The organism is Streptomyces sp. T028, from assembly GCF_048159505.1.
Lineage (GTDB): Bacteria > Actinomycetota > Actinomycetes > Streptomycetales > Streptomycetaceae > Streptomyces.
The window spans coordinates 139,542-166,419 of the sequence record NZ_JBLRVZ010000001.1; the positions used below are offsets into that span (position 1 = coordinate 139,542).

The 26,878-nt window shown below is 69.5% G+C and carries 26 protein-coding genes, 1 pseudogene and 1 riboswitch; of the genes and pseudogenes, 14 read left to right on the forward strand and 13 right to left on the reverse strand.

Translation table 11 applies throughout. The features are described from left to right. Nucleotides 1-30 precede the first annotated feature (30 nt). Nucleotides 31-321, forward strand: a pseudogene (locus ACLZN2_RS00780) (methyltransferase type 11); the annotation flags it as partial. Nucleotides 322-476: 155 nt separating this feature from the next. On the opposite strand, the gene ACLZN2_RS00785 reads toward ACLZN2_RS00780, so the two are convergent. After that, nucleotides 477-1,052, reverse strand: a complete 576-nt coding sequence (locus ACLZN2_RS00785; protein WP_403822077.1) for a TerD family protein — start codon at nt 1,050-1,052, stop codon at nt 477-479. A gap of 172 nt (nt 1,053-1,224) precedes the next feature. Between ACLZN2_RS00785 and arfB the strand changes: the two genes are divergently transcribed. Together arfB and ACLZN2_RS00795 are read left to right on the forward strand one after the other, a co-directional pair. Then, nucleotides 1,225-1,662, forward strand: coding sequence for an alternative ribosome rescue aminoacyl-tRNA hydrolase ArfB (gene arfB / locus ACLZN2_RS00790; RefSeq protein ID WP_416976331.1), 438 nt, complete (start codon nt 1,225-1,227; stop codon nt 1,660-1,662). Between the two features lie 113 nt (nt 1,663-1,775). After that, on the forward strand, nt 1,776-2,723 hold the full coding sequence (locus ACLZN2_RS00795) for an alpha/beta hydrolase (RefSeq protein ID WP_416976332.1): 948 nt from the start codon (nt 1,776-1,778) through the stop codon (nt 2,721-2,723). Nucleotides 2,724-2,726: 3 nt separating this feature from the next. On the opposite strand, the gene ACLZN2_RS00800 is transcribed toward ACLZN2_RS00795, so the two are convergent. Further along, nucleotides 2,727-3,203 carry a GNAT family N-acetyltransferase gene (locus ACLZN2_RS00800; RefSeq protein ID WP_416976333.1) on the reverse strand — a complete coding sequence of 159 codons (477 nt, stop codon included), beginning with the start codon at nt 3,201-3,203 and terminating at the stop codon, nt 2,727-2,729. Between the two features lie 47 nt (nt 3,204-3,250). Next, on the reverse strand, nt 3,251-3,769 hold the full coding sequence (locus ACLZN2_RS00805) for a flavin reductase family protein (protein WP_416976334.1): 519 nt from the start codon (nt 3,767-3,769) through the stop codon (nt 3,251-3,253). A gap of 411 nt (nt 3,770-4,180) precedes the next feature. Between ACLZN2_RS00805 and cdgB the strand changes: the two genes are divergently transcribed. Together cdgB and ACLZN2_RS00815 are read left to right on the forward strand one after the other, a co-directional pair. Then, entirely contained in the window at nt 4,181-5,848 is a 1,668-nt protein-coding gene (cdgB, locus tag ACLZN2_RS00810) for a diguanylate cyclase CdgB (RefSeq protein ID WP_416976335.1), read from the forward strand. A gap of 143 nt (nt 5,849-5,991) precedes the next feature. Then, on the forward strand, nt 5,992-6,954 hold the full coding sequence (locus tag ACLZN2_RS00815; RefSeq protein ID WP_416976336.1) for a carbohydrate-binding protein: 963 nt from the start codon (nt 5,992-5,994) through the stop codon (nt 6,952-6,954). Nucleotides 6,955-7,375: 421 nt separating this feature from the next. Here ACLZN2_RS00815 and ACLZN2_RS00820 read toward each other — a convergent pair whose 3' ends face one another. From ACLZN2_RS00820 to ACLZN2_RS00830, 3 genes are all read right to left on the reverse strand, one after another. After that, entirely contained in the window at nt 7,376-8,299 is a 924-nt protein-coding gene (locus tag ACLZN2_RS00820; protein ID WP_416976337.1) for a 1-phosphofructokinase family hexose kinase, read from the reverse strand. A gap of 119 nt (nt 8,300-8,418) precedes the next feature. Next, nucleotides 8,419-9,651: an N-acetylglucosamine-6-phosphate deacetylase gene (nagA, locus tag ACLZN2_RS00825; RefSeq protein ID WP_416976338.1), complete on the reverse strand. Its 1,233-nt coding sequence runs from the start codon at nt 9,649-9,651 to the stop codon at nt 8,419-8,421. Continuing rightward, nucleotides 9,651-10,592: an ROK family protein gene (locus ACLZN2_RS00830; protein WP_416976339.1), complete on the reverse strand. Its 942-nt coding sequence runs from the start codon at nt 10,590-10,592 to the stop codon at nt 9,651-9,653. The genes nagA and ACLZN2_RS00830 overlap by 1 nt, the downstream gene beginning before the upstream one ends. 76 nt (nt 10,593-10,668) lie before the next feature. On the opposite strand from ACLZN2_RS00830, the gene ACLZN2_RS00835 reads away from it, so the two are divergent. The 4 genes from ACLZN2_RS00835 (at nt 10,669) to ACLZN2_RS00850 (ending at nt 15,188) form a co-directional block, all read left to right on the forward strand. Then, nucleotides 10,669-10,887, forward strand: coding sequence for a DUF3263 domain-containing protein (locus tag ACLZN2_RS00835; RefSeq protein ID WP_416976340.1), 219 nt, complete (start codon nt 10,669-10,671; stop codon nt 10,885-10,887). Between the two features lie 182 nt (nt 10,888-11,069). Next, entirely contained in the window at nt 11,070-11,927 is an 858-nt protein-coding gene (gene otsB, locus ACLZN2_RS00840; protein WP_416976341.1) for a trehalose-phosphatase, read from the forward strand. 97 nt (nt 11,928-12,024) lie between these two features. Next, on the forward strand, nt 12,025-12,441 hold the full coding sequence (locus ACLZN2_RS00845; RefSeq protein WP_416976342.1) for a hypothetical protein: 417 nt from the start codon (nt 12,025-12,027) through the stop codon (nt 12,439-12,441). 83 nt (nt 12,442-12,524) lie between these two features. After that, nucleotides 12,525-15,188, forward strand: coding sequence for a ParA family protein (locus ACLZN2_RS00850; RefSeq protein ID WP_416976343.1), 2,664 nt, complete (start codon nt 12,525-12,527; stop codon nt 15,186-15,188). 47 nt (nt 15,189-15,235) lie between these two features. On the opposite strand, the gene ACLZN2_RS00855 is transcribed toward ACLZN2_RS00850, so the two are convergent. Beyond that, the gene (locus tag ACLZN2_RS00855) at nt 15,236-16,675 is read right to left on the reverse strand and encodes an alpha,alpha-trehalose-phosphate synthase (UDP-forming) (RefSeq protein WP_416976344.1); all 1,440 of its coding nucleotides are present in this window, start codon (nt 16,673-16,675) and stop codon (nt 15,236-15,238) included. 138 nt (nt 16,676-16,813) lie between these two features. Beyond that, entirely contained in the window at nt 16,814-17,758 is a 945-nt protein-coding gene (locus ACLZN2_RS00860) for a glucosyl-3-phosphoglycerate synthase (RefSeq protein WP_416976345.1), read from the reverse strand. Nucleotides 17,759-17,922: 164 nt separating this feature from the next. Beyond that, nucleotides 17,923-18,069: riboswitch (SAM riboswitch) on the forward strand. 18 nt (nt 18,070-18,087) lie between these two features. Here ACLZN2_RS00860 and thrC point away from each other — a divergent pair. From thrC to groL, 4 genes are all read left to right on the forward strand, one after another. Next, nucleotides 18,088-19,404, forward strand: a complete 1,317-nt coding sequence (gene thrC / locus ACLZN2_RS00865) for a threonine synthase (RefSeq protein ID WP_416976346.1) — start codon at nt 18,088-18,090, stop codon at nt 19,402-19,404. Between the two features lie 111 nt (nt 19,405-19,515). After that, complete coding sequence (locus tag ACLZN2_RS00870; RefSeq protein ID WP_416976347.1) at nt 19,516-19,791, forward strand: ubiquitin-like small modifier protein 1; 276 nt, start codon at nt 19,516-19,518, stop codon at nt 19,789-19,791. A 465-nt stretch (nt 19,792-20,256) separates the two neighbouring features. Further along, the gene (locus ACLZN2_RS00875; protein WP_019057200.1) at nt 20,257-20,463 is read left to right on the forward strand and encodes a cold-shock protein; all 207 of its coding nucleotides are present in this window, start codon (nt 20,257-20,259) and stop codon (nt 20,461-20,463) included. 346 nt (nt 20,464-20,809) lie between these two features. Beyond that, on the forward strand, nt 20,810-22,432 hold the full coding sequence (groL, locus tag ACLZN2_RS00880; protein ID WP_416976348.1) for a chaperonin GroEL: 1,623 nt from the start codon (nt 20,810-20,812) through the stop codon (nt 22,430-22,432). A 313-nt stretch (nt 22,433-22,745) separates the two neighbouring features. Here the strand turns inward: groL and ACLZN2_RS00885 are convergent, their stop codons facing one another. The 5 genes from ACLZN2_RS00885 to ACLZN2_RS00905 form a co-directional block, all read right to left on the reverse strand. Further along, the gene (locus ACLZN2_RS00885) at nt 22,746-23,021 is read right to left on the reverse strand and encodes a type II toxin-antitoxin system Phd/YefM family antitoxin (RefSeq protein ID WP_416976349.1); all 276 of its coding nucleotides are present in this window, start codon (nt 23,019-23,021) and stop codon (nt 22,746-22,748) included. A gap of 74 nt (nt 23,022-23,095) precedes the next feature. Continuing rightward, nucleotides 23,096-23,731, reverse strand: a complete 636-nt coding sequence (locus ACLZN2_RS00890) for a Uma2 family endonuclease (RefSeq protein ID WP_416976350.1) — start codon at nt 23,729-23,731, stop codon at nt 23,096-23,098. Continuing rightward, nucleotides 23,728-24,543 (reverse strand): hypothetical protein, encoded by an 816-nt coding sequence (locus tag ACLZN2_RS00895; RefSeq protein ID WP_416976351.1) that lies wholly within the window; start codon nt 24,541-24,543, stop codon nt 23,728-23,730. Before ACLZN2_RS00895 ends, ACLZN2_RS00890 begins: the two co-directional genes overlap by 4 nt. Before the next feature lie 832 nt (nt 24,544-25,375). Next, nucleotides 25,376-25,627, reverse strand: coding sequence for a DUF397 domain-containing protein (locus tag ACLZN2_RS00900; RefSeq protein ID WP_416976352.1), 252 nt, complete (start codon nt 25,625-25,627; stop codon nt 25,376-25,378). Beyond that, nucleotides 25,614-26,450, reverse strand: coding sequence for a helix-turn-helix domain-containing protein (locus ACLZN2_RS00905; protein WP_416976353.1), 837 nt, complete (start codon nt 26,448-26,450; stop codon nt 25,614-25,616). Before ACLZN2_RS00905 ends, ACLZN2_RS00900 begins: the two co-directional genes overlap by 14 nt. Nucleotides 26,451-26,564: 114 nt before the next feature. Here ACLZN2_RS00905 and ACLZN2_RS00910 point away from each other — a divergent pair, with 114 nt between their 5' ends. Further along, nucleotides 26,565-26,792, forward strand: a complete 228-nt coding sequence (locus ACLZN2_RS00910) for a hypothetical protein (RefSeq protein WP_416976354.1) — start codon at nt 26,565-26,567, stop codon at nt 26,790-26,792. The last annotated feature ends 86 nt before the right edge of the window (nt 26,793-26,878 follow it).

Consider the following 26,878-nt stretch of genomic DNA (forward strand, 5'->3'; position numbering starts at 1 on the left):
GTATCTGGGTCATGCCCGGGGTCAGGGGCAGTCCGTCCCACCGGGCGGCACCTGACCGAGCTGCGCGGCCGGCTGCCTGCGGTGATCACGATCGACCCGGCCAAGGAACAGCGCCTGCACCGGGCGCTGGACCCCTTCTTCGAGGCCGCCGTCACCGAACAGGTGGAGTACCACGCGACCCTGACCAGGCTCGATGCCCTGGACCTGGTGGCGATGACGCCGAGCGCACGCCACGTGAACCGTGCAGACCTGAACGGTGACGGCTTTCTGCCCGATCAGGTCACCGTCTCCGTGCTGGCCACCGCCTGCCAACCTCGGTGACCACGAGCGGGACGTATGCGCTTGGCTGACCGACGAGCAGTGGGCACGGCTGGCGCCCTGCCTTCCCCTCAAATTGGCGCGAGAGTCTCAGCGACACGCCGTCCGCACGGCGTGTCGCTGAGACTGTGCACACACTGTCAGGACAGCGTCGTCCGTCAGACGTTCACGCCGAAGTCCTGGGCGATGCCGACCAGGCCGGAGGCGTAGCCCTGGCCGACCGCGCGGAACTTCCACTCCGCGCCGTTGCGGTACAGCTCGCCGAAGACCATGGCGGTCTCGGTCGCCGCGTCCTCCGAGAGGTCGTAGCGCGCGATCTCGGCGCCGCCGGCCTGGTTGATGATGCGGATGTAGGCGTTGCGGACCTGGCCGAAGTTCTGCGAGCGGTTCTCCGCGTCGTAGATCGAGACCGGGAAGACGATCTTGTCGATGTCGGCGGGGAGGCCCGCCAGGTTGACGTTGATCGCCTCGTCGTCGCCCGCGCCCTCACCCGTGCGGTTGTCACCGGTGTGGACGATCGTGCTATCCGGGGTCTGCTTGTTGTTGAAGAAGACGAAGTGGGCGTCGGAGTAGACCTTGCCCTGGGGGTTGACCGCGATCGCGGAGGCGTCGAGGTCGAAGTCCGTGCCGGTGGTGGTGCGGACGTCCCAGCCGAGGCCCACGGTGACTGCGGTCAGGCCCGGAGCCTCCTTGGTGAGCGAGACGTTGCCACCCTTGGACAGGCTTACAGCCATGGTTGGGAGTCCTTCCCTCGTTGCGTACGGGCTTCGTACCGACTCGTGCGGCACGAAGCTACAGCTATCCCAAGGAACGCAGGCAAGGGTGCTGAAGGTTCCCGTGTCTTTACTTTCTTTACTTTCCCGTCTCCGCTAATTCGCGTGACGTGGACCGGTCAGCGACGGGAACATGTACGGCATGTCCGGTCCCTATCTCATCCGCGGCTCCGTCTCCCTCCCCGAGGCCGAGCTCATGTGGCGTTTCTCGCGGTCCTCGGGGCCGGGCGGGCAGCACGTCAACACCAGTGACTCGCAGGTGGAGCTGCGGTTCGACCTCGCCCGTACCGAGGCCCTTCCCGAGGTGTGGAAGGCGCGGGCGCTGGAGCGGCTCGCGGCACGTCTCGTCGACGGGGTCGTCAGCGTGCGTGCCTCCGAGCACCGTTCGCAGTGGCGCAACCGCGAGACCGCCGCCGTACGCCTCGCCGCCCTCCTCGCCGAGGCCGCCGCGCCCCCGCCGAAGCCGCGTCGGCCGACCAGGATTCCGCGCGGGATCAACGAGCGGCGGCTGCGGGAGAAGAAGCAACGGTCCGAGACCAAGCGGGGGAGGACCGGCCGGGACTGGGCGTAGCGGGGCCGGGCACAGGCCCGGAACGCGCGCTCTGAACGGGCTGTCGTCGCCGCGCACGCCGTCGAGGCCGGTGTGACAGTGGACGGCAGAGCCTGGACCGAGGAGACCACCCCATGGCGCAGCCCGTTCCGGAAACGACCACGACCACGACAACAGCCGCAGCCGTGGGCACAGGCCCAGCGACGGTCACGGCCGCCGACGCGCAGCCGCCCGTTCGGCTGGTCGAGCTCCCCGCCGGGAACATCCGCCTTTCCGGGCTGCTCGCGCTTCCCCCGGTCGCCCCGCCCCGCGCCGTCATCGTCGCCCTCCACGGCAGCGGGATGGCCGCCGGTTACTTCCACGGGCAGGCCGACGCCTCCACCTCCCTGCTCTCCCTCGCCGCCGACGCCGGATACGCCGCCCTCGCCCTCGACCGTCCCGGCTACGGCATCTCAGCGCGCCGTCTGCCGCACGGACTGCGCCTGGCCGAACAGGCCGGCTACGTCCGGGCGGCCCTGCGCGGGTACGCCGCCGAACGCCTCACGGGGGCGGGTTTCCTCCTCGTGGGTCACTCGTTGGGCGGCAAGGTCGCACTGACCACGGCGGCGACGGCGCGGCGGGACGAGCGGCTCCTCGGCGTGGACGTCTCCGGGGTCGGCGCCCGCTGGGCCGTACCGCCCGAACGGCTGGCCGCCCTCGGGCACCGCCCCGACCACCGGCTGCACTGGGGGCCGCTCACGCTGTACCCGCCCGACACCCTCCGGCTGGCGCGGGACTTCGTCGCCCCCGTCCCGCGCCGCGAGGCCGAGGAGATCCCCGACTGGCCGGGCCGGTACGCAGAGGTGGCCCGGCGCATCCGTGTTCCGGTGCGCTTCACCTTCGCGGAGTACGAGAGGCTGTGGGCCTGGGATCCTGACGCCTTGCGGGAGCTGACCAACTGCCTCGCCGCGCCGCTGGTCCGCGTCGACCACGAGCCGGGCGCCGGCCACAACATCAGCCTGGGCCGCGTCGCCCGCCGCCACCACCTGCGCCTGCTGGACTTTCTGGAGGAGTGCCGGGCCCACGCCCAGGGCACCTGCTGAGACTCAGCCCAGCGCCAGCACGCCCACCGCCTGGTCCCCGCTCATCTCCCCGGTCCTGCGGAAGCCGAGCCCGAGGTAGAAGCCCTCCGGGCCGTGTCCGCCCTCGTGCCACGTGACGTAGAGCTCCTTGCCGCCCCGGTGGCGGATCTCCTCGGCGACCGATTGCACCGCGAAACGGCCGTAACCCCGTCCCTGTTCCCCCGCCGCGATGTTCAGGCGCCACAGGCCGGAGCGGAACACGCTGCCGTCGAGATGCCAGTCGATGTCGAAGAAGGCCATCAGGAAGCCGACGGGGCGGTCGCCGTCCATGATCAGCCGGGGCCAGGCCACTCCGGGATGCGCATATGCCTCGGCGAGCGACTTCACAACGGGTGCGACTGCGAATTCCTGCTCGGGGCCGACCTTGACGGCGAGAGCCGCGTCGAGATTCGTGGAGGTGATTTCTTCGAGCCTGAGAGAAGTCCCCGATGTGTTCGTCATCCGGGGAAAGTAAGACGGCCGGTCAACACCCGGCCACTGAATTCCGTTCAGTCCAACTGCCGGTACCGGCCCCGGAAATACACCAGCGGACCGCCGTCCGCACTCGGCACCCGCGCCGTCAGCACCCGCCCGATCACGAGCGTGTGGTCGCCCGCCTCCACCCGCTGTTCGGTGCGGCACTCCACCGTGCCCAGCGCACCGCCCACCAGAGGCGCCCCGGTCGCCTCGCCGCGGACGTACGGGATGTCCTCGAAGAGCAGCCGGTCGCTGAGCCGGCCCTTCATGGAGAAGCGGCCCGCGATGTGCCGCTGGCTCTCCGAGAGCACCGACACCGCCCACAGCGGCTGCTCGTCCAGTACGTCGTCCATCCGGGAGCCCGTGCGCAAGCTGACCAGCACCAGGGGCGGGTCCAGGGAGACCGAGAGAAACGCCGTCGCCGTCATGCCGGCGTACTCGCCGGAGGGCGCCCCGGGGTCGTCCGGGTCCAGCGGCGGCTCCTGCGCGGTCACCAGGACCACCCCGCCGGCCAGCCGGGACATCACCGCCCGGAACTCTTCGCTGCTCACTCCCACAGGATGCCCAAAGGCGGGGACGGGAGAGGTCTTCAGTACGTCGGTAGCCACGCCCGGAACGCTAGTGTCGGAGCCCGGCGCGCCGCATCGGACCTCGGGCCGAGTAGGGTCGTAGGACCGTGGACCGACGTGGACCGATTTGTTGTGCGCTTGTTGTTGTGCGCTTGCTGTGTTCAGTAAACACACAGGGAAAACGCAGAAACTCCACTCAAATGTTCACGTTCATCTGTGACTTGAGTCACAAGACGCATTAATTGTTGACCCTGTGTACCGAGTGGGCAGCGCGCTGTGATTCAGTGGCGGAGGTGTCACTAGGACATACGCAACGGACTGGAACGACAGAAACGAACGTTACGCCGAAGACAACCCTTGATTCGCTGCGAAGTCTCGGGGGGAGGGCGAAGCATGGAGACCGAGTCGGAGCCGTACGTCCGCCTTGCGTCCCTGCGACAGCTGCACCAGGTCATGGCCGACATGAACAGGGCCCGCAGCCTGGCCGAAACACTGCAGACCGTCGCCGACGGCGTGGTCAGCGCGCTGGGCTACGAGCTCGCGTGCGTCAACCTCGTGCGCCCCGACGGGGATCTCGTGGTGGCCGCCTTCTCCGGCAACCCCGCCGCCGAGGCCCTCATCACCGGCCGGGTCGGCTCGCGCACCTCCTGGGAGCGCCGCCTGGCCATGGGTGAGACCTGGGGCGATCTGATCTACATACCCCATTCCGAGGGCTGGATCCTCGACGACGACGACGTACCGCAGTGGTACACCGACGGGCCCGCTCCCCGCTTCGAGGGCGAGTGGCACCCCTCCGACCGGCTCTTCGCCCCCATGTACACCCCGGCCCCGCCCGGCGGCGGCACCTGCGGCGAGCTCATCGGCGTCCTGTCCGTGGACCGGCCGCGCAACGGCCGGCTGCCGGGCGCCTGGGGCCGCGAGGCGCTCCAGATGTACGCCTTCCAGGCCGCCATCGCCATCAGCAACGCGCGTCTACGTGCGAACATGCAGCGGGCGCTGGTCCGCCTGGAGCGTGAGCAGCAGGCCCTGCGCGCCAGCGAGGAGTCCTTCCGCCAGGCCTTCGAGTACGCCCCCTCCGGCATGGCGATCGCCGAGATGGGCGGCGACCAGCACGGGCGGATCCTGCGCACCAACGACGCCCTGTGCCGCCTCCTGGGCCGCCCGGCCTCCACGATGCGCCGCTACTCCTTCTCCGACCTCGTCCACCCCGAGGACATAGGCACCCTGCTCCGTACGTCCGCCGAGGGCGGGCGCGCCGAGCTGCGCCTCGGCCGCCGGGACGGCACCTACGTCTGGGTCAGCCTGCGCAACTCCGTCGTCGCCGACGCCGCCGACGGGCCCCGCTTCCTCCTCACCCATGTCGAGGACATCGAGGAACGCAAGCGCCGCGAGCTCCAGCTCGCCCACCGCGCCTCGCACGACTCCCTCACCGGGCTGCCGAACTCGGCCGAACTGCGCTCCAGGCTCTCCTCCCGGATCTGTTCGCGCCCCCAGTCGACCCACCCCGCCGCCGTCGACGCCATGGACCAGACGTACGGCCACCCCGCCTTCGACGCCAACGGCCACGGCTTCGACTACCGCCCGGGCGGCGCCGAGTCCTACGACGGCTACGACCACCACGTCCACACCGCCGCCCCCGAGGACGCCGCGCGCGACGACGGCACCAAGGGGCTCGCGGTCCTCTTCTGCGACCTCGACGGCTTCAAGTCGATCAACGACCGGTTCGGGCACAACGCGGGCGACGCCGTCCTCATCGAGGTCGCCCGGCGCCTGTCCCGGGCCGTCCGCGACGGCGACACGGTCGCCCGGCTCGGCGGCGACGAGTTCGTCATCCTTGCCGACGGCCTCGGCCGCGCCGACGCCGCCGACCTCGCCGTACGCCTGCGCAACGAGATCATCCAGCCGATCCGCGCCGAGGGCCGGGCCGTCCGGGTGGGCGCCAGCTTCGGCATCGGATGGGCGCACTGCGGGATGACCGCCGACGAAGTCCTGAAGTCCGCCGACGAACGGATGTACGTCGAGAAACGATCTCGTCCCAAACAGCACAGACGTGCGGGGTGAAACACCGACGAACCACCAGGCCAGCCCCCAGGTCGCCGAGCTGATGCGATCCGGGTCACCCGTTCGGGGCAGCTGGACCGGGTAGGCTCGCCATCCGCACCTTGCATCGCATCAGCCCCGCACCTGTTGAGGAGTACGAAGGGATGACGCCCGGCAACAACGGCGCGAGTCCGCCCGAGGACGACGACCCGTTCGGCTACCTCTACGCCGACGGCCAGGCCAACGGCGCCCAGCCGCCCTCCGGTGGCTACGGCTACCCCAACTCGGTCAGCAGAGTGCGTGCGGTCGGTGAGCGCCAGTACGGACAGCCGCAGCAGCAGACCGCGCAGTACGGGCAGTACGGCCAGCCCACGGCACCCCAGCAGGGCGCCTACGGCCAGCCCAACCCGACCTACGCCGCGCCCGAGGCGTTCCCCGGCGGGGGCGGCGGCCCGACCGTCCGGCAGCACTCCGCCCAGGGCGGGGGCGGCCGTGGCGGCGGCCCCAACACCAAGGGTCTGCTGATCGGCGCGGTCGCCGTGGTCGCGGCCGTCGTGATCGGTATCGCGGTGGCCATGGCCAACGGCGACTCCGGCACCGACGACAAGAACCAGGCGAGCGACCAGGCCTCCACCTCGGCCTCCGCCTCCGCGAACGCCTCACCGAGCGAGTCGTCCACCAGCGAGGTCGCGGAGGATCTGCCGACCATCGACGCCAAGGCGCTGAAATTGGGCGGCACCGCCTTGCTCGCCTCCGATGTCCAGGGCGCGCGGGCGGACGGCGGGATCTACGTCAACAACCTGAACAACCAGGGTGCCTCGGTGACCTGGACGGTCAACGGGATCCCGTCCGACGGCGCCTACACGCTCTTCGCGCACTACAGCGCCGCCGGTGAGGACCAGTCGATGACGCTCACCATCAACGGTAAGAAGTTCGGCAGCCCGATCAGCATGAAGAACTACGCGAACGCCGCCGACGGCGACTTCGCCAAGGGCTGGACGACCACTTACTCGTACCCGACGCTCACCAAGGGCACGAACACCATCTCGATCTCCTGCGAGAGCGGCGACAAGTGCGACGTCCTGCTCGACCAGCTGTGGCTGAAGGAAGGCCAAGTCAAGGAGTAGCGCCCGGAGGGGGATCCGTGCCGATGGCCGCCGAGGTGCTCGAGCACTCCGACGGCCATCGTGTCAGATCCTTCAGATACGGCCGGCCTCAACGCACCTGATGGCCACCCAGCCAGTCCTTCCGCTCCACGTCACCTTGACCCAGTCATTGTCCGAAGGGCCGCCGGACCAGCAGGTGTACGAGCCGCCGTTGTTGTTCCTCGTGCACGGAGTCGTGGTGCAAGGAACCCGTGTGTCAGGGTCGCCGATGCTCGCGATCGCCGTCGAGGAGGTGCTCGCGCTGGCACGTATGGTGAACCTGTGGCCGTCCGTCATCCACACGCCGGCCCTCTCGGTCGCCGCAGCCGGTGTGGCGAAGACGCCGCCCAGCAATGCGCCGGTCACTGGCCACCCGGTGTTCGAAAGCGGCGGACAGGCAGGCTCAGGCCGCGGTGGCCTCGCCGGTCACTGTGATCCGGTCCAGCAGTTCCTCGTAGGCGGGGCGGTCGAAGTCGCCGGCCGTCGGGGCGAGGACGGTCGCCGTGGACAGGGCGACGGCCCGGGTCAGGCGGTCTGCCCAGGGCAGACCCTCCACCAGGGCCGAGAGCAGGCCGGCCGAGACCGAGTCGCCGGCGCCCGTGGGGTTGCCGTGGACGCGGGTGGGCGGGGTGGCGCGCCAGCGGCCCTCGGCGGTTGCCGCGATCAGGCCCTCGGGGCCCAGTGAGGCCACCACGGCCTGCGCCCCGCGCCGGCGGGCGTCCTGAGTCGCCCTCAGTGGCTCGTGCGAGCCGGTGAGTTCGGCCAGTTCGTCGGCGTTCGGCTTGACGATGTCCGGGCGGGCGGCGACCCCTCGGCGCAACGGCTCCCCGCTCGTGTCCAGCAGGACCGGCACCCCCGCCGCCCGTGCCGTCCGCACCAGGCCCGCGTACGCCCCCACCGGCACCCCCGGCGGCAGACTCCCGCACAGGGCCACCGCGTCGGCGTCGGCGACCAGATCCTCGTACGCCTCCTGGAAGGCCGACCACTCGGCCGGGGTGATGAGCGGGCCCGGCTCGTTGAGCTGGGTGGTGTCACCGGTGCGGGCGTCCACGACGGCGACCGTGCGGCGGGTGGCGCCGGTCACGGGCAGGAGCGCGTCGCCGATCGACATCGGGAGCCGTTCCCGTACGGCCCGGCCCGTCGCCCCACCCGCGAAACCGGTGACCGTCACCTCGTGCCCCAGCGCGGCCAGTACGCGCGCCACGTTCAGCCCCTTGCCGCCCGGACGCTCCGTCACCTCCGTGACCCGGTGCGCGGCATGCGGCCGCAGGACCGGGACGCGGTACGTGATGTCGAGAGCGGTGTTCAGCGTGACCGTGAGGATCACCTGTGCCGACCTCCCCCGAGTTCTGCGGCGCGCGACTGTTTCCGGGGCCCGATCATGCCAAATGGAGGGCGACCGGCCCAGACCTTGGGACGGTCACCGTTCCTGTGGGAGGGGATGTTTCAGGCCAGTTGGGGATCGACCACCCAGTCGCCCTTGCGCATCACGCCCTTGACGTCGAAGTTCTCGTCGAGGAGGACCAGGTCGGCGTCCTTGCCCGGGTCCAGGGAGCCGATCGTGTCGTAGAGGCCGAGGACGCGGGCCGGGGTCACGGACAGGGCGGTGACGGCGTCCTCGACCGAGAGGCGGTCCACGGTCACCGCGCGCTTGAAGGCGCGGTCCAGGGTCAGGGTCGAGCCGGCGATCGAACCGCCCTCCACCAGCCGGGCCACCCCGTCGCTGACCTCGACCTCCAGCGGGCCCAGCAGATAGCGGCCGTCGCCGATGCCGGCCGCGTCCATCGCGTCCGTGATGAACGCCACCCGGTCCGCGCCCGCGTGACGGAACGCCAGCTCCAGGGAGGCGGGGTGGAGGTGGGTGCCGTCGTTGATCAGCTCGACCGTGACCCGCTCGTCCTCCAGGAGAGCGGCGATCGGGCCGGGGGCGCGGTGACCGAGCGGCGGCATCGCGTTGAACAGGTGGGTGGCGACCGTCGCGCCCGCCTCGATGGCGTGAACCGTCTGCTCGTACGTCGCGTCCGTGTGCCCCACGGCCGCGATCACACCGTGTTCGACGAGCAGACGTACGGAGTCCAGGCCGCCCGGGAGCTCGGTGGCGAGCGTGACCATACGCGCCGCGCCGCGCGCAGCGTCCAGCAGCTTGCGTACGTCCGCCGGGTCCGGGTCGCGCAGCAGCGCCTCGGAGTGGGCGCCCTTGCGGCAGGGCGAGATGAACGGCCCCTCGAAGTGGATGCCGGCCAGATCGCCCTGCTCGGTCAGCTCGCTCAACAGGCCGGCCTGGCGGACCAGGACGTCCATGTCGTCGGTGACGGTGGAGGCGACGAGGGTGGTGGTGCCGTGCGCGCGGTGCGTGCGGATGGCTTTCTGTACGTCCTCCGCTGTGCCGGAGAAGGAGGCTCCGCCTCCGCCGTGGTTGTGGAGGTCCACGAAGCCGGGGACCAGCCAGTGGCCGGAGACGTCGATGACCTGAGCGTTCGCCGGCGCGGCGCCGGTGATGCGCTTGCCGTCGACGGCGACTTGGCCGTCCTTGACGGTTCCTGTGGGCGTGACCACGTTGGCACCGGCGAGCACCAGGGGGGTGTCGGCCGCTGCGGGCTGCGGGTGCGTGGTGGCTGGTCGCGCCCACGCGGCGGAGCCGCATGATGTAGCGCCCCGCGCCCCTAGGGGGGTTGACATCAGGTCAATACCTCCATGCCGTCAGTGGTGTTGAGGAGATCCCAGGCCAGCAGGCCCGCGCCGCGGCAGCCCGCGGTGTCGCCCAGGGCCGCCGGGACGATCTCCGGGAGTTTTTGGAAGGTGACCCGGTCGCGGACGGCGTCCCGGAGGGGGGTGAACAGGGTTTCCCCCGCCTCCGCGAGGCCGCCGCCGATGACGAGGGTGCGCGGGTCCAGCAGGGTGAGGGCGGTGACCAGGCCGTCGGCGAGGGCGTCCACCGCCTGCCGCCAGACCCGGACGGCGTTCGGATCGCCGGACGCGACCGCCTTGGCGCAGTCCGCCGCGTCCGCCTCCGGGTCTCCGCAGGCCGCCGCCCAGGCCTCGGACACCGCCGCCGCCGACGCGAACCGCTCCAGACAGCCGCGCTGCCCGCACGGACACGGGGTCCCGCCGGGCCGTACGACGACATGGCCGATCTCACCCGCGAAGCCGTGCGCGCCCGCCTCCACCCGGCCGTCGACGCCGATCGCGCCCGCGATGCCGGTGCCCAGCGCCACGAACAGGAAGCGGTCCGCGCCTCGGCCCGCGCCGACCCGGCCCTCGGCGAGCCCGCCGGTGCGGACGTCGTGGCCGAGGGCGACGGGGATGCCGAGCCGTTCCGTGAGGAGCGCGCGCAGGGGTACGTCCCGCCAGCCCAGGTTGGCCGCGTAGGCGGCGATGCCGGCCGCCTCGTCGACGATGCCGGGCACGGCGACACCGGCGGCCGCCGCGGGCTCGCCGAGGTGCTCGACGCCGTGTGCGCGCAGGTCGGCGGCGAAGCCGAGGATGGCGTCGACCACCGCGCCCGGGCCGCGCTCCCGGCCGGTGGGCCGGCGGTCCTGGTGCAGGAGGGTGCCGTCGGCGCCGACCAGGGCCGCCTTCATCCCGGTGCCGCCCACGTCGAGGGCGATGACATGTCTCACGGGAACAGTGTGGCCCGAGACCCGCGAGAGGTCTAGTCCACTTCCGGCTGTCGGTGGCCGGGGTTACGGTGCGGGTATGCAGGAGCAGCTGGAGAACATCCTCGCGCTGGAACGCCGGACCTTCCCTGGTCCCGGCGCCAAGGAACGAGCCATCCGCGAGGAACTCGACCTCTCCCCGGTCCACTACTACCAACTCCTGAACGCCCTCCTGGACGACCCAAGAGCCCTGGCCCACGACCCGGTAACGGTGAACAGGCTGAGAAGGGTCCGAGAGACCAGACGCTCGGAGCGCTAGCTGCGGGCAGTCGTGCCTCCCCCAGTGCCTTAAGGGCCTGGGAGGTACCCCCAGGCGGCACGGGTGGGCGGTGGGGGTCCCCCCGCTCGAGCGAAGCCGAGAGTGGGGGAGGCACCCCGCAAGCGCGGGTGAGTGAGACCCACCCCCGCCCAGCATCAGTGCCCCGCGGCTATCGTCACCGTATGGGCACCCAAGAGACGCACTCAACGGACCCCGCACCCACGACAACGGCCGGCCGCGAGGCCCTCGCCGCGATCCTCGCCCGCCCCTCCACCACCCTCGTCGCCCTCGACTTCGACGGCACCCTCGCCCCGATCGTCGAGAACCCCGAGGACGCCCGAGCCCACCCCGACGCCCTCCCCGCCCTCACCGCCCTTGCGCCCAGGGTCGCCGCCGTGGCTGTCATCACCGGCCGCCCCGCCGACGTCGCCGTACGCAACGGCGGCTTCGAGGGCGCCGGCGGTCTCGGCCACCTCACCGTCCTCGGCCACTACGGCGCCGAACGCTGGGAGGCGAGCACACAGCACATCACCGCCCCCGCTCCCCACCCCGGCATCGCCGCCGTACGCGCGGAGCTGCCCGCCGTCCTGGAGGCCGCGGGCGGATGGCAGGGCGTGTGGGTCGAGGAGAAGGGCGGCCGGGCGGTCGCCGTGCACACCCGCCGCGCCGCCGAACCCCTCGCCGCCTTCGAAGCCCTCCGCGAGCCCCTCGCCGCCCTCGCCGCCCGCCACGGCCTGATCGTCGAACCCGGCCGCTACGTCCTGGAACTGCGCCCACCCGGTATGGACAAGGGCGTCGCCCTCCTCGACCACGTCCGCGCCACCGGCGCCGAGTCCGTCCTCTACGCCGGCGACGACCTCGGCGACCTCCCCGCCTTCGCCACCGTCGAGAAACTCCGCCAGGACGGCATCCCCGGCCTCCTCGTCTGCAGCGGCTCCACCGAGGTCACAGAACTCGCAGCCCGCGCCGACCTGGTCGTCGACGGCCCCGCCGGGGTCGTACGACTGCTGACCTGGCTGGCGGCAAGGGCGGCTCTCTGAAGCATGCCTTTGCGGGCCCTGGCCTGCATGCTTCCCCATTTCTCTCCCAGACCGTCTGGCATGCGGGGGCGCTGCGCTGCGCCGTAACATCACCCGCATGGTCGACGTAGGTGTGAGGCGGTTGGAGCGCAGCCGAGACCGACTTGAAACGGGGGGAGAGAAGCTCTTGGGCGGCGATGACCAGGCGACCGGAGGGCTTCTGCTGTTCTACAGCGCCGAGTGCGGACTGAAGGCTGAGGTGATGCGCCGACGAAGCCTGCGCGACACCTCACAACTCAGTGAGGACCTGCGCACACATGACCTGCGGTCCTTGGCACGGGAACTCAAGCTGTCCCCGGAGACTCAGAATGCCCTGAAGGGGTGCGCCCGACCACGTGTCAACGGTCGTGCCCTCCAGAGGGTCGAGTCCCACGCTTTGCATGAGGCGTGGCGGTACGGTGCGGATCTGGAACCGGATGATCAGAAGCTCGCGTTGGGCGCGCTGCGTACCTTGATTTCGGAGTCTCGGAAGTGATGGACGGCGTGAACAGCGGAACGGGAACACAGCTCGACCTCGGGGACCACAGAGGCTTGGTACCTGGTCGTCTTTTCACATGGGTGGACGTCGACGAGCACCTTGCCTACCTGGCTGCGGCCGGTCACTGGCCCGAATGGCTGCTCGAGGCGGATGCCTGGTGGGACCAATTGGTGTTGTCGATCCGACCCGAAACATCCGAGGACGTGGTTCGTGGCTGGCTGGACCGGGCCTTCGGCCGGGGATCGGTCAGGGGCGGTGAGGGCGAACTGGTGCTTGCTCTGGACCGGCCCAGTGGTCTCGGTACCGAAGGTATCCCGGTAACCCTCGACGTGGCAGAAGGCCGGACCGTCAAGCGGAGGGTGCCTCGTCTCGCGGAGCGCCGGACAACGGCCGAGCTGGCATTGAGTCTCGCCCGGCCGCTCATGGATGGATTCGCCGGTGGCGTACAGCTGATCGCGTTCCACTCCTTCAAGGGGGGTGTGGGACGCACCGTGCATGCGGTCGCCCTCGCCGATCACCTCGCGCGAGTGGGACACCGAGTCCTGCTGATCGACGCGGATCTTGAAGCCCCAGGCATCACCTGGATGCATCAAGCCCAGGGCGGGACGTGCGACATCGGCTACGAGGATGTCCTGGCGCTTCTGCACGGCACGACCGGTGGAGACCTTTCGCCGGTGGCCGACATCGTGCGCGGTTACCTGGCGGGCCAGTACGTGGTCGGTGGTACCAGCCAGGGCAGGCTCGCGATTTTGCCCGCCACGCGCAGGTCTCGGCTCGGCCCGCCGCGCATCGAGCCCGTTGACCTCCTCACCCCCGATCGGTCCAGCTACTTTCTTACCGAGTCACTGGCGGAGGTCGCGTCTGCGGCCGACTTCGACGTGGTGATCGTGGATCTGAGGGCCGGAGCGTCCGAACTGTCCGCGCCCATCCTCCTCGACCCACGGGTGCAGCGGGTGTTCGTCACCACGCTCAGCAGCCAGTCCCTGGATGGAACGGTCCGCATGATCCGGCAGCTGGGCGCAAAAGCTCCCTCCCTCCTGGGCCGCGACCCCGCGCCGGCAGCCGTGGTGACGCAGTACCGCATGGACATCCACGATGCTGATGCGGAGACCGCCCGAGGCGTGCTCACAGAAGCCCTCGATGACGCGCTCGGCGTAACGGAGGGCGATGAGCATGAACCAGCGTTCTCGCTCGACTCCCAGGCGGTGACGGTCGCCCTGGCCAGCCCGTTTCGGGACGAGCTGATTGCGCTGCCGCGTAGCTGGGACGACGTGGTTGAGGTGGTACGTCGCTGTGGTCTCGGGGACAGAGTGGTCGAACTGGCCCCACAGCTACCGTCGGCAGAGGCTGTGGGGAGCGAAGCGGACGCTCCTGCGAGCGTCGAGGAGCGTAGAAGCGCCCTGCGTGATCGTGCGGCGTCGCTTGTCTTTGCCGAACGGACAGGCCTGGACGGTGCGCTGGGCTTCCTCTCCACCGAGCCGCTGCAGCGCCTGATCGGCGATCACCGCAGTTCGCTGCCCGTTACGGTGGTGGTCGGGGCCAAAGGTGCTGGGAAGACATTCACGTTCGCACGAATGTGCGCTGCCGGCAGCTGGTCCGACTTCGCCCGCAAAGCCGGCATGCAGGTCATGGACGACGCCCTCGTGGTGCCCGTACTCGACCCCGCCAATCTTGATCAGCAACCCACCGGAGACGGACGCACCGGACCGCAGGATCTGCGTGATCGCGCTGCCGAAGGCCAGGGAGCCACTCGCAGTCAGATTCTCAAGGTGCTCAATGATGCCCTCCGCGCAGGCGAGGACAGCACGGACTCGTATGTCTGGCTCAATGTCTGGCTGCGGTGCATGGCGATCGCCGGCGGTCGCGAAGCCGCCCCGGACAACGGCTTCGACGCGGACCGGGAACTTCTTGAACTCGGTCGGCAGCGGAAGCTGCTCTTCGTCTTCGACGGGCTGGAGGACTTTCTTCAGGAACTCGAGGGCGAGGCGAAGCGCGTGGCGTTGCGCACCCTGTTGGTCGAGGTGCCGGACTGGTTGCGCTCGCTGCGTGGACGTCCGCTCGGCGTCGTCGTGTTCGTCCGACGTGACCTGGCGACTTGGGCGATCCGGCAGAATCTCGGCCAGTTCCTGGACCGCTACGAGGCTTACGCCCTGAAGTGGGACGCTCAGGAGGCGCTCCGGCTTGCCTTGTGGGTTGCTGTGACCGCACGGGCCGTGGCGGAACCTGACAGAGATCTCATGGAGCTGTCGTACGAGGACATCGCTCATGCACTCCGCCCTGTCTGGGGCGCGAAACTCGGCTCGGACAGCTCACACGAAGCATGGTCGGAACGATGGGTGCCTGCCGCTCTGGCCGATCTCAATGATCAGGTGCAAGCCCGGGATGTCGTGCGCTTCCTCAGGCAGGCTGCGGACCTGTCTGCGGGAGACGAGCAGACAGACCGCCTGCTCGTCCCGATCGCCATGCGCAACGCGCTTGCCATGTGCAGTTCCGAGAAGGTCAAGGAGATCGGCCAGGAGAACAAGCGGTTGGGTGAACTGCTTCGTGGCCTCGAACGGTACGCGCCGGAGGTCCTGATCCCCTTCAGCGCCGAGGACGTCGGGCTGGACGCTCCGGGTATTGCCGCCCTTGTCGAAGCCGGGGCGCTGGCCAGGGACTCGGATGGACGTTACCGGTTGCCGGAGATCTATCGGCACGCACTCGGATTCAGGACGCAGGGGCGGGCACGCGTCGTCCGCAGATGATTCATCGGCCCCGCAGGCGTCGTGCGACTCCTGCGGAGCCTGGTCGGTCAGCTCGGCTGAAGTTCCTGGAGGGCCGTCAGCTGGTCCAGGAACCACTGGGCCGGGGGCAGCGCGGTCGCGGCCGCCGCGAGCCGTTTGGCGCGCTCGGTGCGCTCCTCCGGCTTCATGGTCAGGGCCTCGTGCAGGGCGCGGGCCGTCTCCAGGATGTCGTACGGGTTCACGACGATCGCCTCCTCGCCCAGCTCCCAGTACGCCCCGGCCTCCCGCGACAGCACCAGCGCGCAGCCCTCGTCGGAGACCAGCGGGACCTCCTTGGCGACCAGGTTCATGCCGTCCCGGATGGGGTTGACCAGCGCCACGTCCGCGAGGCGGTACGCGGCGAGGGAGCGGGCGAAGTCGTCCTCCAGGTTCAGCAGGACCGGGGTCCAGCCGGGGGTGCCGTACCGCTCGTTGATCTCCGCCGACAGCCGCGCCACCTCGGCCGTGTAGTCGCGGTAGACGGCCAGGTCCTGGCGGGAGGGGTAGGCGAAGGCGATGTGGACGACCCGCTCGCGCCACTCGGGGTGGTCGTCGAGCAGCTGCCGGTACGCCAGCAGGCCGCGGACGATGTTCTTGGAGAGCTCGGTGCGGTCCACCCGCACGATCGTCCTGCGCCGCTCGCCTCCGGACTCCGCACCGCCGATCTCCCCGCGCAGGGCGGTGATCCGCTCCTCCACGTCCGGCCGGTGCGAACGCTCGCGCAGGAAGTCGGCGTCGGCGCCCAGGCCGTGCACCCCGATCCGCGTGCCGCCGACGCCGCCCACGTACGCCGCGCAGCACGCGGTGAACGCGTCCGCCCAGCGGCGGGTGAGGAAGCCCAGCCGGTCCGCGCCGAGCATCCCCCGCAGCAGCCGCTCCCGGATGTCCGCGGGCAGCAGCCCGAAGTAGTCCACCGGCGCCCACGGCGTGTGCGAGAAGTGGCCGATGCGCAGGTCGGGGCGGAGCCCGCGGAGCATCCCGGGGACCAGACACAGGTGGTAGTCCTGGACCAGGACCGCCGCTCCCTGCCCGGCCTCCTCCGCGAGCGCCTCCGCGAAGGCGCGGTTGTACGTCTCGTACGACGCCCACTGGCGCCGGAACTCCGCGTCGAAGGACGGTTCCAGCGGGGTCTGGTACAGCAGGTGGTGGATGAACCAGAGGACGGAGTTCGCGATGCCGTTGTAGGCGTCCGCGTGCACGTCGGCCGGGACGGGCAGCATCCGCACGCCCTCCTCGCCGACCCCGCGCCGGACCGCCTCCCGGTCGCCGTCGGACAGCGCCGAGCACACCCACAGGGCGCCCGCCTCGGGGCCGATGGCCGACAGACCGGAGACCAGCCCGCCACCCCCGCGTTTGGAGTGCAGCGAGCCGTCCTCGCCCACCGTGTAGGAGACCGGGCCGCGGTTGGACGCGACCAGCACCTGAGCACCCCGAGCACCCCGAGCAGCAGTGTCGTGCGTGGAAGCCATACGCCTCAACCTAGCCCGGTCGGGAAACGCTCAAACGTACGCTCGCGCTGCGTGGACGGGCCGTATCCGGCCGTATCCAGCCGTGTATCGCCGTATACGACCCGCCCCCGGTGTTACGCGGCCGGGCTCACCACCGGCCTACGCGACCTTGCGGGACTGGTACTCCGCGATCTCCGCCATCGGCGGCCGCTCCTCCGTGTCCACCGAGTACGTCCGCGGTTCGAACCCGTCGGCGCCGCGCTCGAACTGGGTGAGGGAGGGGCGGACGAGGTGGCCGCGGGCCAGGCGCAGCTGGGCGGTGCGGTAGATCGCCGCCGCCATCCGGCCGAGGGCCTGCCCGTCCTGGTGGCGGTGCTTGCGCACCCCGACGTCGACCTGGGCGAGGGCGTCGAGGCCCACCAGGTGCAGCGCGTCTATCAGCATCCCGAGCTCGACGCCGTACCCCACCGGGAACGGCAGCTGTTCGAGCAGCGAGCGGCGGGCCGCGTACTCGCCGCCGAGTGGCTGCACGAAGCCGGCCAGCTGCGGCCAGTGCATGTTCAGCAGGGGGCGCGCCATGAGCTCGGTCACCCGGCCGCCCTGCCCGGCAGCGCCGCCCAGGGGACGGTCGTACATCCCCTTGACGAGGTCCACCGCGGGGTCGGTGAGCAGCGGGCCGACGATGCCGGAGACGAAGTCCGAGGAGAACTCCCTCAGGTCGGCGTCGATGAAGCAGACGACGTCGCCGGTCGTGACGAGCAGGGAGCGCCACAGGACCTCGCCCTTGCCGGGCACGGCCGGGATGCGGGGCAGGATCGTGTCGCGGTGGACGACCCGGGCGCCGGCCGCCGCCGCGACCTCGGCCGTGCGGTCGGTCGATCCCGAGTCGACGACCACGAGCTCGTCGACGAGCGGGACCTGCTGCATGAGGTCATGACGGATGATCGCGACGATGTCGCCGACGGTCTCCTCCTCGTTGAGTGCGGGCAGGACGACACTGACCGTCTGCCCCGAGGACCGTTTGGCGGCCATGATCCGGTGCAGCGGGCGATCGCTCACGGTCCAGGAGCGGGTGGCCAGCCAGCGCTCGACTTCTTCCAGCACAGTCTGCGGCTCCTCACTGTCACGACCACACTGCAGGGTGTGATCCATCTCGCGGTACGGACGACTATCTCAACTGTCCTGGCCGTCGGTTACAGTCTTGAACAACGCGGATGACCATCGCATGTCCGGGGTCATCCGGCGTTCAGCGTTCAACAACCACATACCGCTCATCCAGAGGGGCAGAGGGACACGGCCCGATGAAGCCCCGGCAACCCTCCAGCCGGTCTGACCACGTCGTCGTGGTGAGGCTCCCGGCTAGGGAAGGTGCCAAATCCGTCTCACGGCGAGATGCGTCGTGAGGAAGATGAGGAGAAAGGGCCTCGCCTCACATGGCTGCGCAGACTGTTGCAACCGGATCCACCGATTCCGTCGCTTCCACCACTTCCGTCGCCTCCACCGTGGACCTCGGCCCCGCCGCCGCGCTGAGCTGCCGCGAATGCGGTCACCAGGTCCCCCTCGGCCCGGTCTTCGCCTGCGAGGAATGTTTCGGCCCGCTCGAGATCGCATACGACTTCTCCTCCTACGACACGGAGGAGCTCCGCAAGCGCATCGAGGCGGGACCCGCGAACATCTGGCGTTACGCGCCGCTGCTGCCCGTCCCGGCGGACGTGGCCGACAAGCCCAACATCAACCCCGGCTGGACCAAGCTCGTCAAGGCCGACAACCTGGCGCGCGAGTTCGGCGTCGAGGCCGGCAAGCTGTTCGTCAAGGACGACTCCGGCAACCCGACCCACTCCTTCAAGGACCGGGTCGTCGCCCAGGCCGTCGAGGCGGCGCGGGCCTTCGGGTACACGACCCTGAGCTGCTCCTCGACCGGCAACCTCGCCGGTGCCGTCGGCGCCGCCGCCGCCCGCGCCGGCTTCCGCTCCTGCGTGTTCATCCCGCACGACCTGGAGCAGGGCAAGGTCGTCATGGCCGCGATCTACGGCGGTGAGCTCGTCGGCATCGAGGGCAACTACGACGACGTCAACCGCTTCTGCTCCGAGCTCATCGGCGACCCGGCGGGCGAGGGCTGGGGCTTCGTCAACGTCAACCTGCGGCCGTACTACGCCGAGGGCTCCAAGACGCTGGCGTACGAGATCGCCGAGCAGCTCGGCTGGGAGCTTCCCGACCAGCTGGTCGTGCCGATCGCCTCCGGCTCCCAGCTCACGAAGATCGACAAGGGTCTGCAGGAGCTGATCAAGCTCGGGCTCGTCGAGGACAAGCCGTACAAGATCTTCGGCGCGCAGGCGGAGGGGTGCAGCCCTGTCTCCGTCGCGTTCAAGGCCGGGCACGACGTCGTACGGCCGCAGAAGCCGAACACCATCGCCAAGTCGCTGGCGATCGGCAACCCGGCGGACGGTCCGTACGTCCTCGACATCGCGCGTCGCACGGGCGGTGCGGTGGAGGACGTGACCGATGAGCAGGTCGTCGAGGCGATCAAGATCCTCGCCCGGACCGAGGGCATCTTCGCGGAGACCGCCGGTGGTGTGACGGTGGGTGTCACGAAGAAGCTGATCGAGAACGGGCTGCTGGATCCGACGAAGACGACCGTTGTGCTGAACACCGGGGATGGTCTGAAGACGTTGGATGCGGTGGCCGGGACCGGGCTCACCGCGACGATCCGCCCCAGCCTTGAGTCCTTCCACGAGGCTGGGCTCGCCTGATTTTGTTCGTCTGCGGGCCGGTGGGGGCTGGTCGCGCCCACGCCGCGGTAGCCGCATATCAACACAGCCCCGCGCCCCTTTGGGGCGCTTCCACTGACCGGAGGTCACGTCGTGAGCGTCAACGTCCGCATCCCCACCATTCTCCGCACCTACACCGGTGGCCAGGCCGAGGTCACTGCCGAAGGGGCCACCCTTGGGGAGGTCATCTCGGACCTGGAGAAGAACCACACCGGGATCGCCGCCCGTGTCCTGGACGATCAGGGCAAGCTGCGGCGGTTCGTGAACGTGTACGTGAACGACGACGACGTCCGGTTCGAGCAGGGGCTGGAGACGGCGACCCCGGACGGGGCGGGCGTGTCGATCATCCCGGCCGTCGCCGGCGGCTGAGCCGTGATTGACCTTCGGTCAGTACCCACCGGTAGTAACCGTCGGTAACAGTGATTACGGATTGTTCATCGAATTGCCCCCTCCGTAAGAGAAGCGGAGGGGGCAATTCAGTGTGGTTGAGCGCGGTACAGTTGGGGAAACGGGTCACGAAACCCCGATCCGGAGTCTTTGATTTCTGCCTGACGCCCGACAAGAAGTAGCCAAAGTGCGTGCCTCTTGCGTGGCATTTGTGGCTTTTATGGGGCCCGACTTGCCCTGAATTCTGGCGAATTCTCGCCACATTCCGGATCGCGTGCGTCCAGAATTCTCGTCCGAGTGACCTGTTGCAGACGGCAGTTGGACAGATACATTCAGCCGCGGTCGACGCGTTCCGGCGCACGCCCCCAACACCAACTGGGGGGTGAGGTCTGACCCGGATCCGCGAAGTGTGGATCTGTGCAAGGGCCAGTAATAGGGGAGTTAGGCATGGCTCAGGGCACCGTCAAGTGGTTCAACGCGGAGAAGGGGTACGGCTTCATCGCGGTCGACGGTGGTGCGGATGTTTTCGTCCACTACAGCGCGATCCAGATGGACGGGTACCGCACCCTGGAAGAGGGCCAGCGGGTCGATTTCGAGATCTCGCAGGGTCAGAAGGGGCCGCAGGCGGACATGGTCCGGCTGGCGACCAGCTGAAGCACGCGCCGACTGAAGCGTCGTTCTTCTGTTTCATCTTCGAAGGGCTCGTACCTCCCGGGGTACGGGCCCTTCGGCGTGCCGGGACACCGGCCCCCCGTGCGCCCGCCCGTCACCCGACCGCCACCCCTCAACGAGCCCGCTTCGCGGGCGCACCTTGCACTCGGGCATGCCGAGTGCTAATCATTGGCGTTAGCACTCTGAAGGTGAGAGTGACAAAGAAGGACCGGGTCGGTGAGGCCCGCAGGCCAGGTGGGGCAAGGAACCACGGGGCATGCGAGCCGTCCGTCGCGGGCGCGGGCGCGGTCCGAAGGAATCACCCCCAGTCCTGGAGGGACCACTTCACATGGCCAAGATCATCGCGTTCGACGAGGAGGCGCGGCGCGGCCTCGAGCGCGGCATGAACCAGCTCGCGGACGCCGTCAAGGTGACGCTCGGCCCCAAGGGTCGCAACGTCGTCCTCGAGAAGAAGTGGGGCGCCCCCACGATCACCAACGATGGTGTGTCCATCGCCAAGGAGATCGAGCTCGAGGACCCGTACGAGAAGATCGGCGCCGAGCTGGTCAAGGAAGTCGCGAAGAAGACGGACGACGTAGCCGGTGACGGCACGACGACCGCGACCGTCCTGGCCCAGGCCCTGGTGCGCGAGGGTCTGCGCAACGTGGCCGCCGGTGCCAACCCGATGGCTCTGAAGCGCGGTATCGAGAAGGCCGTCGAGGCGGTCTCCGGTGCGCTGCTCGAGCAGGCGAAGGATGTCGAGACCAAGGAGCAGATCGCTTCCACGGCCTCCATCTCCGCCGCCGACACCCAGATCGGCGAGCTCATCGCCGAGGCCATGGACAAGGTCGGCAAGGAAGGCGTCATCACCGTCGAGGAGTCCCAGACCTTCGGTCTGGAGCTGGAGCTCACCGAGGGTATGCGCTTCGACAAGGGCTACATCTCGGCGTACTTCGCCACCGACATGGAGCGTATGGAGGCCGTCCTCGACGACCCGTACATCCTGATCGCGAACTCCAAGATCGCGAACGTCAAGGACCTGCTCCCGCTCCTGGAGAAGGTCATGCAGTCGGGCAAGCCGCTGCTGATCATCGCCGAGGACGTCGAGGGCGAGGCCCTGTCGACCCTGGTCGTCAACAAGATCCGCGGCACCTTCAAGTCCGTCGCGGTCAAGGCCCCGGGCTTCGGCGACCGCCGCAAGGCGATGCTGAACGACATCGCCATCCTCACCGGCGGCGAGGTCATCTCCGAGGAGGTCGGTCTCAAGCTCGAGAACACGACCCTCGACCTGCTGGGCAAGGCCCGCAAGGTCGTCATCACCAAGGACGAGACCACCATCGTCGACGGTGCCGGGTCCTCGGACCAGGTCGCGGGCCGTGTGAACCAGATCCGCGCCGAGATCGAGAACAGCGACTCGGACTACGACCGCGAGAAGCTGCAGGAGCGCCTGGCGAAGCTCGCCGGCGGCGTCGCGGTCATCAAGGCCGGCGCTGCCACCGAGGTCGAGCTCAAGGAGCGCAAGCACCGCATCGAGGACGCCGTCCGCAACGCGAAGGCGGCCGTCGAGGAGGGCATCGTCGCCGGTGGTGGCGTGGCCCTGCTCCAGGCCTCCCAGGTCTTCGAGAAGCTGGAGCTCGACGGTGACGAGGCGACCGGCGCCAACGCCGTGAAGCTCGCGCTGGAGGCCCCGCTCAAGCAGATCGCCGTCAACGGTGGTCTCGAGGGTGGCGTCGTCGTGGAGAAGGTCCGCAACCTCCAGGTCGGCCACGGCCTGAACGCCGCGACCGGTGAGTACGTCGACATGATCGCCTCCGGCATCATCGACCCGGCGAAGGTGACCCGCTCTGCCCTGCAGAACGCCGCCTCCATCGCCGCGCTCTTCCTCACCACCGAGGCCGTCATCGCCGACAAGCCGGAGAAGGCCGCGGCCCCGGCCGGCGGCGGCATGCCGGGCGGTGACATGGACTTCTGATCGACCTGACGGTTGATCTACGTCCTTACCGAGGGCGGTATCCCCAGTTCCGACTGGGGGTACCGCCCTTCGTCATGTGCGGCCGACTTTCAGCACGTACACGGTGACCGTTGCGCCGTCCGGCCGATACAGCACCACGTCCCGACGCGCAACCAGAAGTAGCCGGAGGCGCCCAAGGCGCGGGCCTCCTCCGGCCGCGGATCGTCGGCGAGGGCGCGCACCGCCGCAGCGGTCGCCTTCGCTCCCACGGGGTCGATCGCGCGGAGCCGTCGGAACTCGTTCATGGCGTAGTTTTCCCACACCACCGCGTAGGTCACGAAGCGGCCTCGCGGCGGTCTTCTTCCTCCAACTGGGCCATGAACTCGTCGTGCGTCATGGAAGGACCGGACGGATCCGCCTCACGGGCGCGGGCCTCGGCGATGTCCGCCTCGTCGCGCAGCCGCTGCAGCTCTTCCAGCTCGCTTATCGGGATGAGCGCGGCGGCAGGCTTGCCGTATTCGGTGATCAGGATGTGCTCCTGGCCGTGCCGAACCCGGCCGACCAGCTGACCGAGCTGATTACGGGCTTCCACGAGCGGATACGTCTCCATGAGCAAACTTTACAGACCTGCGGGTGTGTGGGCTGTGTACATTCGGTTGTTCCTGTGGCGGTCAACGCGGACTGTTAGTCGGCGTACTTCTTGAGTCCCTCGGTGTCGAGGGTGATGCTCACAGGGGGCGGGAGTTCCATGGTGGTGCCCCAGGGGCAGGAGGTGGAAAGCCGGTAGTGACCGTCCTTCGGCCGGCTGACCGGGATGCCGACTGCCGCGTAACCGATGGGCTTGTCGATGCGGGCGCGTTCGTTGGTGTCGCGGTCGCGGGAGGTGATTTCAAGGGCCATCAGGATGCCTTCCGAGTCGGACCACTCACCGAGTCCCTTGAAATGACCCCGCCGCGCGAGAACTCCGTCGGTGCGCGAGCGTCCTTTTCTGGATGTCTCCGTCCTGAGGCCGGACGGCGGGTAGAGGCCCAACTCGGGACGCTGTTGCATGCATCGCCTCAGCAGCCACATGTAGATCGAGCTGTGGTTGCCGTCCTGAAGGGCCTTGACCTCCAGTTTTCCACTGATGTACTCAAGCCGGACGGTTTCCGGCGCCCGCTGCTCCAGCTCTTCGAAGTCCGCGACGCTGAGTGCGTCCTTGGCGCGGACGCGCCCGTCGACGAATTCGAGCCGCACGTGCTCGGGAGCAGCGGCGACCAGATCCTCGAAGTCCTCGATGGGCATCTGCGGGTGTTCTGCACTGCGAGAGGTCTCCGTCATACGGGTGTCCCTTCCTGGTGTTGCAGCGTCATCGCCGCACGGATCTCGGCCGCGCGGGTGTGGACGGCCGACGCGGGGAGGGGCGCGTTGGGATGCGCGGGCGCGCGTTCGCCTCGGCAGCCGCGGCACACGCCCCCGGGGAGCGCTTCGGGATGACCAGGCATCCCGCATTCCGCGCACTCCAGGATCCGGCGGGGTGGGCGCGGGGCCGGTGGCGGCGGGGGGAGTTTGTCCGTCAGGCGGCGGTGAAGGAGGGCGGCGGGGCTGTGGACGGGCGTGGGCAGGCCGGCGGTGAGGGCGGTGAGGAGCGTCTCCTCAGTGGCCCCGCGCGCGAACCACTCCTCCACGAGCGGGGCGAGCCGTGCGCATTCGGCGGCGGAGAGGGACAGGGACGGGGTGCTGCGGCCCAGGGCCGCGAGGAGGATGTGGGCGCGGGAACGGGTGGGACGTGGGGGAGGGGGGTCCTCCGGTACGTCGCCGCGCATGAAGTGCGCCCACCATCCGTCATCACGTGCCGTACGAGACCACCACGATCGGGTGATCCAGCGCGAGCCGCCGTCGTCGGCCTTCACCTGCTCCCGCCCCCGCCGCAGATGACCCGCCGCCTGGATCCTGTTGAGGGCGGTGCGGAGGGCACACTGCCCATACGGCGTCGTCTTGGCCAGCGTCTTTACGGAGATGTCGGCGCCGTCGGGCAACCGGTCGACGTACGCGGCGATGGCCGCCTCGCGAGGCGGGAGGTGCGCGAAGTCGTGGTTGGTGCGGGCAAGTTGCCCGGGGGCGGAACGCTTGCCGTAACCCGGATTGGCCATCGGGTGCGGAGAAGCGTGCGCGGACAGGGGAGCACTACTAAGCTTGGCATCAGCCACGGGATCGTCCCTTGATCTCGTCGGTCAGGCCAACGGGATCGTCTCTCCGACCTCGTTGGTTAAGCCCCCGCAGGTGTTGCTAGCACCTGGCGGGGGCTGTTGCGTTATGGGCACGCTAGAGGCTTGTGACTGTCCGTCGCAACTCGGTCGCCGAAAGTCAACTCCAAGGGTGGGAGGGTGGGTTGAAGCCCACTACCCATTCCATGCAAAGAGCGCTCGGAGCTGGGCGCTTGAGCTCCGGGAGGCTTATTGGTGAACGTGGGGCCGCCCGCTTCTTTGTCAGTGTCGTGCTTCCGCGAGCGGGCGGCCGGGGGAGGAACGGGTGGCCCAGGTGGGTTCGCGTCTTGGGTCGGCTGCGTTCTGGGCCGGAAACGGACGGGGTGTACGGCTCGGGGTGGTAATTGTGCGCTGAGTCTCAACGGAAGTCACCGAAACCCCAGGTCGCGTTGTCGGCCCGTGAGACTCAACGCTCACTAATCCGTCGATTGGGGCCCTCCGCCCACCGGGCCGCAAGCCGCTGAGCCCGCCCGGCGTGCTGGCGAGGCGCGACCGCGCCCCCGACCCCGGGCGAGAACGCAACCGGCCTGAAGGGCTGCCCACCCGGGCCACCCGTTCCTCCCCCGGCCGCCCGCTCGCTTCCAACCCGTGCTGGAGCGGACCGTGTCAAGGGTGGGCCGTAGGCCCATCGCCGTCAGGCGACGCGAAGCGCCCTTGACGCGGGCCGTGGAAGCACGACACTGCCCAAGAAGCGGGCGGCCCAACGGTCACTTGGAAACTAGGTGCTCTTCAGACCCCCCACGAACGCCGCCCAGGCCTCCGGCCGGAACGCGAGCTTCGGGCCGTGCGGTGCCTTGGAGTCACGGATGAGGGCGGGGTGGCCGAGGGCGGCTTCGAGGCAGTTGCCGCCCTCGCCTCCGCTGTACGTCGACTTGCGCCAGCGGGCGACTTCCAGGCAGTCGTTGCCGCCGGCGCTGTAGCTGGACTTGATCCATACAGCCTTGCTCAGGGCGTAGTCAGGGCTCCTCATGGGTGTAATCCTGCGTCAACGCCTCGATCAGGGCCAGGGACTTCTCCTGCGAGAGCGCGGAGGCCACGAGAAGATCGAATGTGAACCTCAGTTGGGCGACCGTGGCCGGGTCGTCCTCCAACCGTCCGGTGCGCACCCCCTCGTAGTAGACCAGCGGAGGGGCGTCCTCAAACTCCATCAGCTTCAGGGCACCCTGCACCGCCGCGTGCGCCCCCGCGCTGAACGGCAGGACTTGCACGATGACCCGGCTTCGGCGGGCCAGACCGGCAATGTGGCGCAGTGCCTCCGCCATCACCGTCCGGCCGCCGGTCTCCCGGTGCAACGCCGCCTCGTCAAGTACCACCCACAACACCGGCTTTGTTGGGTGGTCAAGCAGACGGATCCGCTCCAACCGGCCTTCCACCCACTCGTCGATGATTTCCTCTGGCGCCGTCGGGTCGTACGCGCGGTTTACGGCCCGTGCGTACGCGGGCGTCTGCAGCAGGCCGGGGATGAGGAGCGGCGCGTACTGTCTGATTGCCGTGGCCTGCGCCTCTGCCTCCGCCGCCTCGGCGAAGTGCTCCTCGTACTTCGACTTGGCCGCCGCCCCGCAATTCCGCTGGAAGAAGCCCCCCGTCCCCAACACCTCATCCAGTAACCGCGCATACTCCGGCTGCATCCTCCGCGTCCCCGCCTCCAGTTGCCCGATGAACGACCCGCTCACGAACAACCGCCCGCCCAACTCCTCCTGGCTCAGCCCCGCCTTCTCTCTCGCGTGGCGCAGTTCCGCGCCCAGCAGGGCGCGGGGCGATGACGACGGGTCGAGGTCCTTCGGTCCTGCCATGGCAACTCCGGTCCGACAGCAGAGGTTGTTGAGGCGCCGACTCTGGCCAGGTTAGAGCCGTGTTGGCCACGCTGTGTGGTGAAACCGAATACTCAGCGTGGAGGAAGCGGCGCGATGGAGACGACAGAGACGGCCCCCGAGGAGCAGCGGCCCGCCCGGACCGCCCCCGAGGCTCTGGAGCGGCTGCACGCCGCTCTGCGGGACGCGGGGATCCGCCTCCCCTCCGTGCGGCTCGACCCCGTGTCCGCCGCACAGGACGAACGGTTCGCCCTCATCGACCTGGGCCGCTGCAACTTCGTCGTGGCCTCGCAGCTCGCAGACACCCTGCGGGGACGCCGGTGAGCAGGGCGTCGTACGCCGTCGACACGCGGACCGGGTGGATCGGCGAGGTCATGGGGCGGGAGGGCGGGCGGGTGCAGTTGCGGCCG

Coding starts and splice junctions, on each gene's coding strand:
- ACLZN2_RS00785 (WP_403822077.1), bottom strand. CDS start 1,052: ATGGCTGTAAGCCTGTCCAAGGGTGGCAACGTCTCGCTCACCAAGGAG.
- arfB (WP_416976331.1), top strand. CDS start 1,225: ATGTACGGCATGTCCGGTCCCTATCTCATCCGCGGCTCCGTCTCCCTC.
- ACLZN2_RS00795 (WP_416976332.1), top strand. CDS start 1,776: ATGGCGCAGCCCGTTCCGGAAACGACCACGACCACGACAACAGCCGCA.
- ACLZN2_RS00800 (WP_416976333.1), bottom strand. CDS start 3,203: ATGACGAACACATCGGGGACTTCTCTCAGGCTCGAAGAAATCACCTCC.
- cdgB (WP_416976335.1), top strand. CDS start 4,181: ATGGAGACCGAGTCGGAGCCGTACGTCCGCCTTGCGTCCCTGCGACAG.
- ACLZN2_RS00815 (WP_416976336.1), top strand. CDS start 5,992: ATGACGCCCGGCAACAACGGCGCGAGTCCGCCCGAGGACGACGACCCG.
- nagA (WP_416976338.1), bottom strand. CDS start 9,651: ATGTCAACCCCCCTAGGGGCGCGGGGCGCTACATCATGCGGCTCCGCC.
- ACLZN2_RS00835 (WP_416976340.1), top strand. CDS start 10,669: ATGCAGGAGCAGCTGGAGAACATCCTCGCGCTGGAACGCCGGACCTTC.
- otsB (WP_416976341.1), top strand. CDS start 11,070: ATGGGCACCCAAGAGACGCACTCAACGGACCCCGCACCCACGACAACG.
- ACLZN2_RS00845 (WP_416976342.1), top strand. CDS start 12,025: ATGGTCGACGTAGGTGTGAGGCGGTTGGAGCGCAGCCGAGACCGACTT.
- ACLZN2_RS00855 (WP_416976344.1), bottom strand. CDS start 16,675: ATGGCTTCCACGCACGACACTGCTGCTCGGGGTGCTCGGGGTGCTCAG.
- thrC (WP_416976346.1), top strand. CDS start 18,088: ATGGCTGCGCAGACTGTTGCAACCGGATCCACCGATTCCGTCGCTTCC.
- ACLZN2_RS00875 (WP_019057200.1), top strand. CDS start 20,257: ATGGCTCAGGGCACCGTCAAGTGGTTCAACGCGGAGAAGGGGTACGGC.
- groL (WP_416976348.1), top strand. CDS start 20,810: ATGGCCAAGATCATCGCGTTCGACGAGGAGGCGCGGCGCGGCCTCGAG.
- ACLZN2_RS00885 (WP_416976349.1), bottom strand. CDS start 23,021: ATGGAGACGTATCCGCTCGTGGAAGCCCGTAATCAGCTCGGTCAGCTG.
- ACLZN2_RS00890 (WP_416976350.1), bottom strand. CDS start 23,731: ATGACGGAGACCTCTCGCAGTGCAGAACACCCGCAGATGCCCATCGAG.
- ACLZN2_RS00895 (WP_416976351.1), bottom strand. CDS start 24,543: ATGGCCAATCCGGGTTACGGCAAGCGTTCCGCCCCCGGGCAACTTGCC.
- ACLZN2_RS00900 (WP_416976352.1), bottom strand. CDS start 25,627: ATGAGGAGCCCTGACTACGCCCTGAGCAAGGCTGTATGGATCAAGTCC.
- ACLZN2_RS00905 (WP_416976353.1), bottom strand. CDS start 26,450: ATGGCAGGACCGAAGGACCTCGACCCGTCGTCATCGCCCCGCGCCCTG.
- ACLZN2_RS00910 (WP_416976354.1), top strand. CDS start 26,565: ATGGAGACGACAGAGACGGCCCCCGAGGAGCAGCGGCCCGCCCGGACC.